The 14,075-nt window shown below is 32.3% G+C and carries 12 protein-coding genes; 2 read left to right on the top strand and 10 right to left on the bottom strand.

What is annotated here, in order from left to right:
- Positions 1–31 precede the first annotated feature (31 nt).
- Positions 32–259: a DUF6341 family protein gene (locus Q4566_RS06075; protein WP_216066417.1), complete on the top strand. Its 228-nt coding sequence runs from the start codon at positions 32–34 to the stop codon at positions 257–259.
- A 16-nt stretch (positions 260–275) separates the two neighbouring features.
- Here Q4566_RS06075 and purD read toward each other — a convergent pair whose 3' ends face one another.
- Positions 276–1,550 carry a phosphoribosylamine--glycine ligase gene (gene purD / locus Q4566_RS06070; protein ID WP_303419642.1) on the bottom strand — a complete coding sequence of 425 codons (1,275 nt, stop codon included), beginning with the start codon at positions 1,548–1,550 and terminating at the stop codon, positions 276–278.
- Between the two features lie 172 nt (positions 1,551–1,722).
- Between purD and Q4566_RS06065 the strand changes: the two genes are divergently transcribed.
- Positions 1,723–3,030, top strand: a complete 1,308-nt coding sequence (locus Q4566_RS06065; RefSeq protein WP_303419640.1) for a phenylacetate--CoA ligase family protein — start codon at positions 1,723–1,725, stop codon at positions 3,028–3,030.
- On the opposite strand, the gene Q4566_RS06060 is transcribed toward Q4566_RS06065, so the two are convergent.
- From Q4566_RS06060 to Q4566_RS06020, 9 genes are all read right to left on the bottom strand, one after another.
- Positions 3,014–3,793, bottom strand: coding sequence for a glycosyltransferase family 2 protein (locus Q4566_RS06060; protein WP_303419638.1), 780 nt, complete (start codon positions 3,791–3,793; stop codon positions 3,014–3,016). The two genes, Q4566_RS06065 and Q4566_RS06060, sit on opposite strands and share 17 nt — an antisense overlap.
- Positions 3,794–3,808: 15 nt before the next feature.
- Entirely contained in the window at positions 3,809–5,161 is a 1,353-nt protein-coding gene (locus Q4566_RS06055) for an undecaprenyl-phosphate glucose phosphotransferase (RefSeq protein WP_303419636.1), read from the bottom strand.
- A complete protein-coding gene (locus Q4566_RS06050) occupies positions 5,162–6,148 on the bottom strand; it encodes a UDP-glucuronic acid decarboxylase family protein (protein WP_303419634.1) in 987 nt (328 codons plus the stop codon). It abuts the gene before it with no gap.
- A 9-nt stretch (positions 6,149–6,157) separates the two neighbouring features.
- Complete coding sequence (locus Q4566_RS06045) at positions 6,158–7,456, bottom strand: UDP-glucose/GDP-mannose dehydrogenase family protein (RefSeq protein WP_303419633.1); 1,299 nt, start codon at positions 7,454–7,456, stop codon at positions 6,158–6,160.
- Entirely contained in the window at positions 7,457–8,593 is a 1,137-nt protein-coding gene (locus Q4566_RS06040) for a glycosyltransferase family 4 protein (RefSeq protein WP_303419632.1), read from the bottom strand. It lies immediately after the preceding gene.
- Positions 8,594–9,045: 452 nt separating this feature from the next.
- The gene (locus Q4566_RS06035) at positions 9,046–10,086 is read right to left on the bottom strand and encodes a glycosyltransferase family 1 protein (protein ID WP_303419631.1); all 1,041 of its coding nucleotides are present in this window, start codon (positions 10,084–10,086) and stop codon (positions 9,046–9,048) included.
- A complete protein-coding gene (locus Q4566_RS06030) occupies positions 10,073–11,407 on the bottom strand; it encodes an O-antigen ligase (protein ID WP_303419630.1) in 1,335 nt (444 codons plus the stop codon). The genes Q4566_RS06035 and Q4566_RS06030 overlap by 14 nt, the downstream gene beginning before the upstream one ends.
- Positions 11,400–12,578: a hypothetical protein gene (locus Q4566_RS06025; RefSeq protein ID WP_303419628.1), complete on the bottom strand. Its 1,179-nt coding sequence runs from the start codon at positions 12,576–12,578 to the stop codon at positions 11,400–11,402. The genes Q4566_RS06030 and Q4566_RS06025 overlap by 8 nt, the downstream gene beginning before the upstream one ends.
- Positions 12,579–12,588: 10 nt before the next feature.
- A complete protein-coding gene (locus Q4566_RS06020; RefSeq protein ID WP_303419626.1) occupies positions 12,589–14,073 on the bottom strand; it encodes an SGNH/GDSL hydrolase family protein in 1,485 nt (494 codons plus the stop codon).
- Between the last annotated feature and the right edge of the window lie 2 nt (positions 14,074–14,075).

The raw sequence follows: 14,075 nt of genomic DNA, 5'->3' as shown, positions 1-14,075 counted from the left end.
ACAGGGTTTAACCCCAATAAATAAAATCAACATGAAAGATTTCTTCTACGCGATACAAGATTTATTTGTGAACGTTCTTTTAAAACCTTTAGACGCTATTAGAGCTTTAGAGCTTGAAAATTGGTTTTTAGCAAACCTAATGTCTTGGATTTTTATCATCATTGGTTTTGTTGCCATGGTATATTGGATGATCCAATTAAAAGGATTCAATGATAACAACGAAGAAGACAAAAGCGTTTCTTCTCACTCATACTTATAAAAAATATAAGTTTCGATTAATTTAAATCGAAACCTATATCTTTTCTATAATTCATCTTATCAAAATGTAGTTTTTCTATATTTAGATAAGATTTTTTTATGGCCTCTTGGTAGGTATCACCGTATGATGTAATCGCCATTACTCGTCCGCCAGAAGTCACTATTTTTCCATCTTTAAGTACAGCGCCTGCGTGAAACGGGATAGAACCTTCAATAGTATTTACACCTGTAATTTCCTTGCCTTTTTCATAAGCCTCTGGATAACCTCCAGACACTAACATGATGGTAGTTGCTGCACGCTCGTCAATTTCAATATTAATTTTATCTAGAGTTCCGTTAGCCATAGCTTGAAGAATTTCAACAAAATCATTCTTTAATCTTGGTAAAACAACCTCAGTTTCTGGGTCGCCCATACGCACATTATATTCAATAACTTTAGGATCGTCTCCTACTTTTATTAATCCGATAAAAACAAAACCGACGTAAGGCAGGTTATCTTTTTTGAAACCGCTAATGGTAGGTTTCACGATACGCTCTTCAATTTTATTTAAAAATTCATCAGTCGCAAAAGGTACTGGAGAAACCGCTCCCATACCACCTGTATTTAGGCCTGTATCACCTTCACCAATACGTTTGTAATCCTTAGCCGTAGGTAAAATTTTGTAGTTTTCACCATCTGTTAAAACAAAACAACTTAATTCGATACCATCTAAAAACTCTTCAATAACCACTTTCGTGCTCGCTTCACCAAATTTAGCATCCACCAACATGCTTTTAAGCTCTGCTTTGGCTTCATCTAAATCATTAAGAATAACCACACCTTTTCCAGCAGCTAGTCCGTCTGCTTTCAGTACGTATGGTGCATTAAGTGTCTCTAAAAAAGCATAGCCTTTTTCAACGGTTTCTGCTGTAAAACTTTCATAAGCCGCTGTTGGGATGTTATGGCGGTATAAAAACTCTTTCGCAAATTCTTTACTTCCTTCTAACTCTGCAGCCACTTTTTGTGGTCCGATAACCGATACATGTTTTATAGCCTCATCGTTTAAGAAAAAATCGTGAACGCCTTGTACTAAAGGATCTTCAGGCCCCACCACAACCATATCAATGTTGTGCTCTAAAACCAAAGTTTTAATCGCCGGAAAATCGGTAACACCAATATTTACATTAGTGGCTATTTCTGCAGTTCCTGAATTTCCAGGGGCTACAAATAGATTTTCACATTTCGGACTTTGAGCAATTTTCCAAGCAAAAGTATGTTCTCTTCCGCCAGAACCAAGAATTAAGATATTCATTGTGTTGTTTTTTAGATTCTCAAATGTATGAGAATAGCTTTAATTATATGATTGCAAAAATAAGGGCTTTTTAGAATTAGCAACGTAAAGCCCTCCCTTTTTTTCTTATTTTTTACTTTAAAAACTTAAAAAATCGGATTTATCTTTAGCTTTGTTTTTTGGTTTCACGCATATGAATTTATTTAAGTTTTCTTTACAAATCAATGGATTTCCTTTAAAAAAGGCCTCTCGTATGCTTGAAACCATTCAAGAAGCGATTGCCGTTGATTATGACGCGTATATTCATGCCAAAAAGCAGGACATTGTAAACTACCATTTAAAAAACAATGCCTTTTATAAATCTTTTGTAAATGCTGAAAATTATACCGACTGGAATGCACTTCCTATCATGACTAAGGGCGATTTACAGCAGCCTTTAAAGGATAGACTTTCCGAAGGATTCTGGAAAAAGAACATCTACATCAATAAAACGTCTGGTTCGTCTGGAACTCCTTTTCTTTTTGCTAAAGACAAATTTTGCCATGCTTTAATTTGGGCCAATTTTATTAATCGATACAATTGGTTTAATCTTGATCTACACACTTCCAAACAGGCACGTTTTTATGGTATTCCATTGGATAAAAAGGGATATTACAAAGAGCGTTTGAAGGATCGCCTTAGTAATCGGTTTCGGTTTTCTGTTTTTGATTTGAGTGATAAACAGTTAGAAAAAAACTTAGAGATATTTAAAAGTACTCCATTTGACTACATAAACGGTTATACTAGTGCCATTGTTCTGTTTGCTAAATTTCTTAAAAAGAAAAACATAGTTTTAAAAACAATTTGTCCTTCACTTAAGGCCTGTATAGTCACTTCGGAAATGCTTTTTGAATCGGATAAAGCATTGTTAGAAGCACAATTTGGAATTTCAATTATCAATGAATACGGTGCCGCAGAACTAGGACTTATTGCTTTTCAGAATAAAAAAGATGAATGGCAAATCAACAATGAAGATCTATTTGTTGAAATTTTAGATGATAATAACAATGTTTTACCTTATGGAGAAATTGGACGCATTGTAATTACCTCGCTTTATAACAAAGCGCATCCATTCATCCGATACGATTTAGGGGATCTGGGCGCTCTATCTGAATCGAGCACGCCTGAAAAACCTATTTTAAAGAGCCTTCACGGAAGAACAAGTGATTTAGTACAACTCCCTAGCGGAAAAACTGCCGCTGGATTAACGTTTTACTATGTAACTAAAACAATTATTGAAGATAAAAGTGCCGTAAAAGAGTTTGTCATTGAACAACTCAAATTAGATGCTTTTAAAATTAGTTACGTGAGTGAAAAAACGCTTTCCGAAGGAAAAATAGAAGCAATTGAAAAAGCTATTGAAACCTATTTGGAAGCTAATCTTAAAATTATTTTTGAACAAAAAACGTGTTTAAACCGTTCTAATCGTGGAAAACTGAAGCAATTTACCTCTTTTTTGTAGAGCGAATCTGTTTAGATTTTACTAAAAAGTGTTCTTTTAAAAATACAAGCATCCAGTAGTACGATTTTAATTTTGAAAAGCCCAATCCTTTTTGATACACCCAATAATTATGTTTAATTAATTCCAATTTATTAGAAGACATGGAATCATCACGTACACGGTAATACGCTAAAGATTCTGATATCCCTAAGGCCGGTTTTCCTGATTTTTTGATAGCGGTTAACCAGAGCAACCAATCTTGTCGTTTTCTTAAATTGGGTGATGCTATTTTACCGAGCCGTTTTGCATGGTATACGCCGGTTAAATTTCCAATGTAATTACTTTTCAAAAGCTTGTTGTAACTTAATTCCTTTAAGGCATGAGACGTTTTATCTAATGAATTACCAAGCACATCTATAAAATCGTAACTTGAAAAACATACGTCACAATCGTGGGTTTTCATAAACTCAATTTGAACCTCTAGTTTGTTAGGTTTCCATAAATCATCGGCATCTAAAAATGCGATATAATCGCCTTTAGCAGCTTCGATTCCTCTATTTCTTGAAATTGCTGCACCTAAATTCTTCGAATTCTTAAAAAGTTTAATGTTGGAGTAGGGCTCAATTAAAGGCTGAATGATTTTTAGTGTTTTGTCTTGAGAATAATCATCAATAAGGATAAGCTCCCAATTTTTATAACTTTGATTAAGGACGCTGTTTATAGATTCTGAAATATAAGCTTCAGAATCATGCATAGGCGTAATTACAGTAACCAAAGCTTCCATTGTAACTATAAATTATTAATAGGCTTTTTCTTCACCTTTTACCGCATTTAAAAACGTTTGGATAGAAATTTTAATATCCAGCAATAAAGACCAGTTTTCAATATAGAAAATATCATATTTTACGCGGTTAATGATATCTTTATCCGTTTCTATTTCTCCTCTAAAGCCGCTTGTTTGTGCTAATCCAGTAATTCCAGGCTTAACAAAATGACGTACCATGAATTTATCAATACGCTCGGCATACATATTGGTGTGACTCACCATGTGCGGACGTGGTCCTACAACCGACATTTCTCCAAACAACACGTTAAAAAATTGAGGCAACTCATCAATACTCGTTTTTCTAATAAAAGCGCCAACTTTAGTTATTCTCATGTCATTTTTGGTGGCTTGGTGCAAATGTGCGTTTTCATTTGGCATCATCGAGCGAAACTTATAACAATCGAACTCTTTATAATTGAACCCATTTCTAGATTGTTTAAAAAAGATGGGACCTTTCGATTCTAGTCTGATTAAGATAGCCAAAATCGGAGTTAACCATGAAAGAACACCTATTATAATAAATGATGAGAATAAAATATCAAACAATCGTTTTAAAAATTTATTGACGGGTTCTTGCAATGGAATATCCCTTATGGATAATATCGGAATATAGTCGTAATATTCATATTTAAGACGTTTAGAGTAAATATCCTTATTATCAGGAATGAACTTTAATTCTCTAAGGTTATTATCGGCAAAATCTCTTAAACTGTTAATTTGCTTATTTGATAACTCAGAAACTGAAAAATAAATTTCATCAATATTGTTTTCAATAATATAGTGGTAACATTTTTCTAAAGAAAAAGATTTATCGTCTACACTAAATTTCATTTTAAAATTATAGCCATAATCAGAACGACTTTTAAAGGTTTTTATAAGTTGCCTAGTTTTATCATTATTACCAATAACAATAACGTTTCTAGTATTCCCACCTAAAACCGCTCTATATTTTTTCAGTAAAAAAGTAGAAAATATTTTAAATAATGAAACTACCAAAAACACAGCAATCAAATACATACCTAGCTCTAAACGACTGATATTAGGCTGCTTGAAAAACCCTATAAAAGCATAAAGTACAATTGCAAAAAAGATAATTTGCTTAAAAAGTAAAGGTAGTATTTGAATGAGTCGTGTTTGACGCTGTATTTCATAAAAATTATTCTTTAAAGCGATAACAACCCATAGTAATGATATATAGACACAGAAAACATACACATTGCTTAAGTTTATTTGAAAATAAAACACCGCAATATTTATGATGACTAAATCTATAAAACCAAAAAGTGGCTTTATTAAACTAGAATATCTCCCTTTTTTGTAATCCACTTATTTTTTTATATGTTTTTTAAAATCTTTGTGTTCGCTTTTATGTAACTCGTTTTGTGACAAATCTTTAAAATATTCAAACGTTTCTTTCATACCTTCTTCACGACCTACTTTAGGCTCCCAACCTAATATTTCTTTAGCTAAAGTAATGTCAGGTTGTCTTTGCATGGGGTCATCAACTGGTAAATCTTTGTAAATCACCTTTTGAGTCGTTCCTGTTAGTTTTATAATTTCCTCAGCAAAATCACTAATGGTAATTTCGTGCGGATTTCCAATGTTTACAGGTTTGGCGTAATCACTTAAAAGCAATCTATAGATACCTTCTACTTGATCCTCTACATAGCAGAATGATCTGGTTTGAGAACCGTCACCAAACACGGTTAAATCTTCCCCTCTCAGGGCTTGTCCCATAAAAGCCGGAATTACACGTCCGTCGTTGAGTCGCATTCTTGGTCCGTAGGTGTTAAATATACGCACAATACGGGTTTCTAAACCATGAAAACGATGATAAGCCATGGTAATAGACTCTTGGAAACGTTTGGCTTCATCATAAACTCCCCGAGGCCCTATGGTATTCACGTTACCGTAATAGCCTTCGGTTTGTGGGTGTACTAGAGGGTCACCATAAACTTCAGAAGTTGAAGCAATCAACATTCTAGCATTTTTTGCTTTCGCTAAGCCTAATAAATTATGTGTTCCTAAAGCGCCTACTTTTAGGGTTTGAATAGGAATTTTTAAATAATCAATTGGACTTGCAGGCGAAGCAAAATGAAGAATATAATCTAATTCACCTTCGATATTTACAAACTCAGTGATATCATGTTCAATAAATTCGAAATTAGAATGGCTTTCTAAGTGTGCGAGGTTTTTTTTCTCACCGGTAATAAAATTATCCATCCCAATAACATGGTAACCTTCTTTAATAAAGCGGTCGCATAAATGTGAACCTAAAAATCCGGCGGCTCCTGTTATTAAAACTTTTTTCATAATCTATTATTATCGTCCAATTGAACTATATATTATACCTTCATTTTTAATTTCTTCTAGATCGTAAAGATTTCTACCATCAAAAATTACTGGATCTTTCATTAGATTTTTTACTTTTGAAAAATCGGGTGTTCTAAACATTCCCCACTCCGTACAAATAATTAAGGCCTCGGCATCTACAATTGCCTCATACATGTTATTTGAGAACTCTATTTTCGACTCTAATTTTCTTTCAACATTAGGCATTGCTTCAGGATCAAATGTTATGATATCAGCTCCCAATTTTAACAACTCATCAATAATATATAACGCGGGAGCTTCCCTTATATCGTCTGTTTCAGGCTTAAATGCAAGACCCCAAATGGCTATTTTTTTGCCTTCTAAATTATTCTTGAAGTATGATTTTATTCTTGGCACTAAAATTGTTTTTTGTTCTTTATTTACTTCTATAACTGAGTCTAAAATCTTAAATTCATAATCATTCTCCTGCCCAGACTTATATAACGCTTTAACATCTTTTGGAAAACAAGACCCGCCGTATCCAATTCCTGGAAACAAAAATCGCTTACCTATTCTTGAGTCGGTCCCCATTCCAATACGAACTTTATCAACGTCTGCCCCAACTTTCTCACAAAAATTTGCTATTTCATTCATAAATGTAATCTTAGTAGCAAGAAATGAATTAGCAGCATACTTTGTCAATTCGGCAGACTTTTCATCCATAATTATGATTGGGTTTCCAGATCGAACGTATGGCTTATAAAGCTTTTTCATTAAATCAATAGCTTTTGGAGATTCTGACCCTATAATAATTCTTTCTGGTTTCAGAAAATCATCTACAGCAAAACCCTCTCTTAAAAATTCTGGATTAGATACAACATCGAATTCAACATTAGTATTTTTTGAAATTGCATTATAGACTTTTTCTGAAGTACCAACTGGCACCGTACTTTTATCTACAATAACTTTATAGTCTTTAATTAATTTACCTATATCTTCTGAAACACCAAGTATGTATTTTAAATCGGCAGAGCCATCCTCGCCCTCAGGAGTAGGTAATGCTAGAAAAATAATATCACCAAAGTCTAACCCTTCACTTAAAGATGTTGAAAATTTTAATCTATTTGCCTTAATATTTCTTTGAAAAAGCACATCTAAGTGTGGCTCATAAATAGGCACAACACCAGATTTCATTTTTGCAACCTTTTCTTGATCTACGTCTATGCATAATACATTATTCCCTGTTTCCGCCAGGCATGTTCCTGTAACCAAACCTACATAACCTGTACCTATAACTGATATATTCATTTATTCTTTTTGATTTATATTATTTAAATATATGTTTTCTAATTTGGATATGTTTTTTGTAATATCAAAATTATCATTAAACAACTGTAATGAATTACTAGAATACGTTTTATTAATTTTATCAGAATTTATAATTTCTACAACTGCTTGTGCTAAATCAGAAATGTTTTCATTAAAAATTAAACGTCCATTATAACCATCTTCAACTAGATCTCGGTTTCCATCTGCATCAGTAGCAACTATAGCTTTACCTAAAGACAAACTTTCAATAATCGAATAAGGTAAACCTTCATATCTTGCTGTAGTTAAATAAAGTTTACTCCCTTTAATAATATTAAATATATCTTCTCTAGATGTCCATTCTAAAAGTGTTATATTTTTTTCTAAACCGAGTGCTTTTATTTTCCTCTTAACTTCTTCTAAATTTGGAGAATGATAGCCAACACCCATCAACACAAGATGTATGTCATTGATAGATTTTTTTATTTCAAATATAACATCTAACATTAGTTCGATATTCTTTTGAAACGAAGGTCTCCCAACTGAACAAATATAATTGTCAGGCCAAATTTTGGGTATAGATAAAACCTCTGTTTTATCTATAGGGTTTATTGAATTGTTAAACAATAAAACTTTCTCCTTTGGATAACCAACTTCATTAATTGCTCTATTTTGCTCAGATGTAGATGAAGCTAATATTTTATTATTAAGTCCAACGAAAAGCCTTTCAGTGCTCAAAAAAAGTTTCTTTTTTAAATTACTTTGAGCACTTAAATAAGAATAAGCTTGGGGTGTATGCAAAACAGGAACTTTTATAATAGATGCAATGATTTTTGCAATAATTCCTCCTTTAGCACTATGTGCATGAATTAGCAAGGGTTGTTCTTTTTTAAGAATCTTCAAAGTATGCTTTATAGCACTCAAGTCATTATATAAACTAATATCTCGCTGAATTGGAACCTTATAATCTACAACTGGATTACCTAAATTGTCAACATACGGTGTTTTAGTATCTGCTGTTCCATGAATAACTATACTTTCAAATTTTTTGCTATCTATATTTTCTAATATCAATCTTAAAGACACATCGACTCCTCCAACCGAATTGAGAATGTGAATAATTTTGATTCTACTCATACTTCTATGTATAAAAAAGTTATTAAAACAATTGCAAATATAGGCTAAACCCTCATTATTATTATAATCATGTTTTAAGTTAAAAAAGAGTAAGCTCTTCTGCTTTATTATTCCATCGTTTTTTGTAGAGTTCTACAATTATATTGTTATGACTTTCTTTTCAGCTTCTTTATAAACATGGACTAATCTCAATTGGTGAGTGGTAATTCCTGTTTCTATCGTTCTCGGTAGTGCGAGCTGTATAATTTAATACTGCACTTAGATAACAATAAGCATGTGGAGTATGTAACACCTTGATCTTATAAAAAAATGCTTGCCAACCTTGCAAATATACCCCCTTTTGCAAACAATCTTAAACTTTTCAAAATTGATACTTTCAATCAAAAACTTAAATATACATCAACACCCCAATTTCATGCAACACATGTAAAACATATATCTTCATTATAGCGTTAATTATATTTTTCAATTATCCGTACCACCTCTTGAGCACTATTAACCCACGTAAATTTGTTTAATTTAGGATAAACGATAGATTTACTGGTCAATTCTAGCCCTTTAATAATCCCATTCCTGATGGAACCAATCTCATTAGGGTTAACATATATTACTGAATCGTCACCAATTTCTCTAAAAACTGGAATGTCAGAAAGTACACAAGGAATATTTTGACTCATGGCCTCAATTACAGGAATACCAAATCCTTCGTACAAACTAGGAAACACAAAAAGTGAAGCATTTTTATAATAAGCTACCAATTGCTTGTCAGTAATATGCTTTAAAAATTTTACGTTATCATTCGGTTGAACCTTCTCGTCTGTAGTAAAGTGTCCAACTACATTTCCAATGATATATAAGTCTACATCCTGATTTTCTAAGCCGTTAAATGCCTCAATTAATCTAGCATAATTTTTTCTAGGGTGATGCGAAGAAACGGTTAAAACATATGGCCTATCATTTTTTTTAGGAAGCTCTACAGGTACATTTTTTGTAAACGTTTCAGAGATTCCATTGTATGTGACCGTTACTTTATCAGTAGCTATTTCTAATTCTTTACACACTTCTTTTTTAGCTGATTCACTTACAGTAAATACATGCAGGCATCTTTTTGCTATTCTAGGCACTAAAAAGTTATAAGTAAAAGCAAATGATTTGGAAAAGGTTTCTTTGTAATAGATAAAAGCTACATCATGTATGGATACAATTTGGTTTTTATAGAAAAGAGGCCCCGTATAACCAAATGAAACTAAGAGTGGTTTATTGTTTTTTAATAAAAAACGATACAAGTCGATTTGCTCCCATAAATGACTTTTTTTGGTACCAATAACCCTTGCGTCGAGCTCATCAAATAATGCGTTGTCTAAAACACCCGGGCAGGTAACAAAACTAACCTCATCGCCTAACTGCTTTTTTACCTGTTTAGATATTTCAATAGCAAAACGCTGAACACCAGTTAGGGGTTGAGTTAGGAATCTGGCATTAATAATTATCATGCAATTTTATATCTCTATTATTAAACAAAAATAGGCTGCTAAAAAATGTAAAAAACATTACCCCGTCTGACCTTGATAAAATATTCTCTGTTAAAGAAATAAGAGCAACCACGATAATAAAATATAAATACAATCCATTTTTATATTTTAGAGCTTCTTTATGCTGCAAATATAAAAATAACAAATAGAATAATAGACTAAATACACCTGAAGCTACGGCAAAGAATAAATACTGGTTATGGGTATTGTAATCTTGCCAAGTATAAATTTTTGCTTTAATTTTTTCGTTATAACAGGCATTTAAAACATCTTGAGAGTCTCCGATACCAACCCCCAACCAGAGGTTATCTTTTACTATATGCGAAGCACAAGCATAAATTCCATGCCTCACATTTATTGAATCGTAATTATATTCCGTTCTAGTTTCAGTAGGAAAATCAAATTTTGCATCAAAAATTTCATTAACTCTAACTCTTAGCGGTGTAAAGACCAAGTAGGCTAATACTAGAAACAACGCACTAGCTCCTAATAAGATAATTTGATACTTCAACTTTATTTTGCGTGAAATAAATAACACATAAAAAGCAGCAACAAACATAGCCAAAATTGGCATTCTACTAGAAATCATAAATAGCCAAGAGGTTAATAATACAGATACCACCAATAGAAGATAACCTTTAAGGTTCTTACGTTTTATAAACATATAAGCTTTCTTTATCAAAATAAACACGGTGAATATAATCCAGAGTCCCTGATAGGTAAAATGCGTATCTGTTAGGTCTAATAAAGCACTTCTATACCGTCTTGTTTTTATACCCGATACCACGTCTTGATTTAAAACATCCTGGTTAGACAATCTATTCCTTACAATTTCAGTTTCTGTTAAATCCGCTAGAAAGTAATCTAAATGATAAACTGTATAGCCCATTTGGTAAAAAACCAATATCATAACAGAAATTGAGAAGCACCACAATATATTATCCCTAAATGCCTTCGTTATAACATCTCGATTCAAATAAAAAATAATGGGGAAAATCAATAAAGGAAGCATTTTTGTTAATCTTTTCAGGCCATAATCGATATTCTGTGTATACAACAATGAAACAACCAAGCACAAAAACGGCAGCATTGCGATTATAAAGTGGAGAAATTTTTTAGAGTCCTTTTTAATAGATAATTTGGGAGTTACACAATAATTTACAATCCCTAATACCGCCCATAAAATAGTAGCAATACTTCTTAAACCAAAGGTGAGAATAGGAAACGCAGCAATCACTAAAGTGGCCCACAAAAAAGCGAGCAATAATGTTTGTTTATTCATCTGCATATTCTTCATTTTGTATTAAGCCAGTTCTCCTAATAAACAACATGGGAAATAACACCAAAAATGCCATACCTTGTGTTAAGGTTATAAATATTCCAGCGCATAAAAAACCAACTAAAGCATATTTCAATTTCATATTTTCTATAGCTTTTTCATAAAAAAACAATAATAATAGAATGACACCCAACAACCCTGTAGATATTAACATAAGCAACCAATAGTTATCCAATGTTGCGACAAAACCTGCACCTCTAACAGCACCCCCCGCTTCTCCAATACCCATTCCAAGAAGCACATTAAAATCAACGTTAATATCATGCACCCAGTGGTCTATTCGCATTGCCAGAGAGGTTAAATCTAAAATGCCTTTTGAATATAAAAAATAACCTACTATTAGAAAAATAGGAACTAAATAAGGCAAGGCTTCTTTTATTATTTTTAAATTTTTTTTAGTGAGAAAAAATTTTAGCACCCAATATACAGCCAAAACAAGGTATACACTTCTAACAAAACCTACAATGGCTAATAAAATAGGCCAAACAGCTTTCTTCTTATACTTTTCATTTTGATCGAATAACAAATAAGTAAGCAAACCAAAATAACCAACATTCCCAGGGCTTCCTATTAAGCCAGGAGACCTCCAGAACATCAAAAAGCTACTTATTTTAAACTTATAGTCTGGATCGTGAGGCCACCGGTATCTGCCTGTAACCAGTTCCATATATGCCCTTGGACCAAGAACGTATGTTAAACCTATAAAAACAAGGTTCAATATGACCAATATATGAAGTAAACGTAGAATTTTATTCCAATACTTCTCTGATAATGATATTTGCTGATAAGCAAAAACCAATAAACCTAACAAAAGCACCTCCCGGAAGGCAATAACTATAGATTCAAATTCTTGTATATTATACAACAAAACAAAAAAACAGAATATGGAGTAAACCAAAAACATGATATCGGTTAGCGATAGCTTTATTGTACCTTTGTTTAGCCTATAGAAAGCCACCGTAGCTAGCGTAAAAATCACTGTGGTTAAGTGTAAGTATGACTTCAACTCCCAGTTTCCAAAAAACTTGAATATATTAAATACGATTATCCCTTGAACAGAAATAATTTGTGCTACAAGCAGTATAAAAAATATTTTATTGAAGTTTAATTTCACTGAGTTAGCATTACCTTTTAATGGTTAGTTTATTATCACCATGTGTGTCAACATTAAAAGTATCAAAAACAGTTTCATCTTTTATATCAACAATTACAAAGTTATGGCCTCTTTTATTTTTTGAGTACTCTTTACCATTAATTTTTATACTCGACCTACTCCCTGCCTTATTACCACCAACACTAAGCATTGAAATATCAAGCTTACCTATTCGAAATGTAGTATCAATGGCTACGCTGTCAACAACCTCTTTTACATAACCTGATTTATTATTCTTAACCCCTAAATAACTCCAGCGGAATTTTTTATTCAAATCAGAATTTAACCCAAATTCAGTAAGAGGTTTATGATAATTTCGGTACTGGCCACTGCCATCATCAAAAACAGAAACTAAAACAAGAAAATCTAAGGCTTTAGCATAGCTAAAATATTCTGGGAGTGTTTTAGATTTTTTTATTTTTGAAAGAGCCAATTTTGCATTCTCACTTTTTTTATACTTTTGGAAACTACCATTCCATATTTCAACTACGGAATTTTTCGTTTTTTTCTCTTGAAAAAATTGCTTTTCTAGACGATCTCCTAACGCTTTAGATACTAATTCCGTTCCTTCTGCATTTAAGTGTCCTCCTTGATCAGACATGTGTTTTTTAAAATCAAAACCTATCTTCTGATAGAAACTATTAAAATCTATGACATGAATATCACCTTTTTTTGCAATTTCTTTAATAGCCATCATAGTATCTACATGGTCTTGACTATAAAGAAACTGAGACATGGGTGTTTTTAGCAACACCAATTGGATATTATGTTCTCGACATAATGCCTGGATTTTATTAAGATAATCGACACTTTTAGGGTGCAGAGGTTTTGGTTTAATTTCTGTTTTAACACCATGTTTTTCAATTCTAGTATCTACAAACGTTCGATTTACTTTAGAAAACCCTTTATAAATTGACAACTCATTATTGAATTGAAAATCAGTTTTCACCAAATTTTTCCATCGATCGTGGTACTTATTAATGGTGAAAAAATAATCCCAAAACTCTTCGTTTGGTACGCTTGCTTTAATCGCCTGAATTTTATTTAATGAAAAATTCAACTGATCTAGACTTCTTCTATTCGTAGCCTCTAAAGCATAATTATCATACTTTTTATAATTCTTTAAATCATGTAAGTAATAAGCCTCTAAAACCACAACTTTGGGGGTCTGATACTTTAGTGCTTCTTTTAAAAAAAAATAAGAAATCCAAATCGGTTGCGACCCCGCACCCAAATTATAACTTGTAATTTTATTATGCTCCCAAAGAACATTTGGATTAATGCCATTGGCCATATATGAGCTTCCTAAAAGAATAACATCTAATGAATTTTCTGGTTCCTCATAAAAGGCAGTTATTCTGGGACTCTTAGGGTTAAAAAGATTACTCACCAAAATAAGTAAACAAGTTACTACAATTAAAAAAACAGTTATTTTAAAAAACTTAAATTTTTTCATCT

It is taken from the genome of Tamlana sp. 2_MG-2023 (assembly GCF_030548465.1).
Taxonomy (GTDB): domain Bacteria; phylum Bacteroidota; class Bacteroidia; order Flavobacteriales; family Flavobacteriaceae; genus Pseudotamlana.
Note: the sequence above shows the minus strand (reverse complement) of the source record. Positions and strands in the feature narration are given on the sequence as shown.

Excerpts from the sequence above, each read along its gene's own strand:
- purD (WP_303419642.1), bottom strand. The coding sequence starts at position 1,550 with ATGAATATCTTAATTCTTGGTTCTGGCGGAAGAGAACATACTTTTGCT.
- Q4566_RS06050 (WP_303419634.1), bottom strand. The coding sequence starts at position 6,148 with ATGAAAAAAGTTTTAATAACAGGAGCCGCCGGATTTTTAGGTTCACAT.
- Q4566_RS06065 (WP_303419640.1), top strand. The coding sequence starts at position 1,723 with ATGAATTTATTTAAGTTTTCTTTACAAATCAATGGATTTCCTTTAAAA.
- Q4566_RS06060 (WP_303419638.1), bottom strand. The coding sequence starts at position 3,793 with ATGGAAGCTTTGGTTACTGTAATTACGCCTATGCATGATTCTGAAGCT.
- Q4566_RS06040 (WP_303419632.1), bottom strand. The coding sequence starts at position 8,593 with ATGAGTAGAATCAAAATTATTCACATTCTCAATTCGGTTGGAGGAGTC.
- Q4566_RS06030 (WP_303419630.1), bottom strand. The coding sequence starts at position 11,407 with ATGAATAAACAAACATTATTGCTCGCTTTTTTGTGGGCCACTTTAGTG.
- Q4566_RS06075 (WP_216066417.1), top strand. The coding sequence starts at position 32 with ATGAAAGATTTCTTCTACGCGATACAAGATTTATTTGTGAACGTTCTT.
- Q4566_RS06035 (WP_303419631.1), bottom strand. The coding sequence starts at position 10,086 with ATGATAATTATTAATGCCAGATTCCTAACTCAACCCCTAACTGGTGTT.
- Q4566_RS06020 (WP_303419626.1), bottom strand. The coding sequence starts at position 14,073 with ATGAAAAAATTTAAGTTTTTTAAAATAACTGTTTTTTTAATTGTAGTA.
- Q4566_RS06045 (WP_303419633.1), bottom strand. The coding sequence starts at position 7,456 with ATGAATATATCAGTTATAGGTACAGGTTATGTAGGTTTGGTTACAGGA.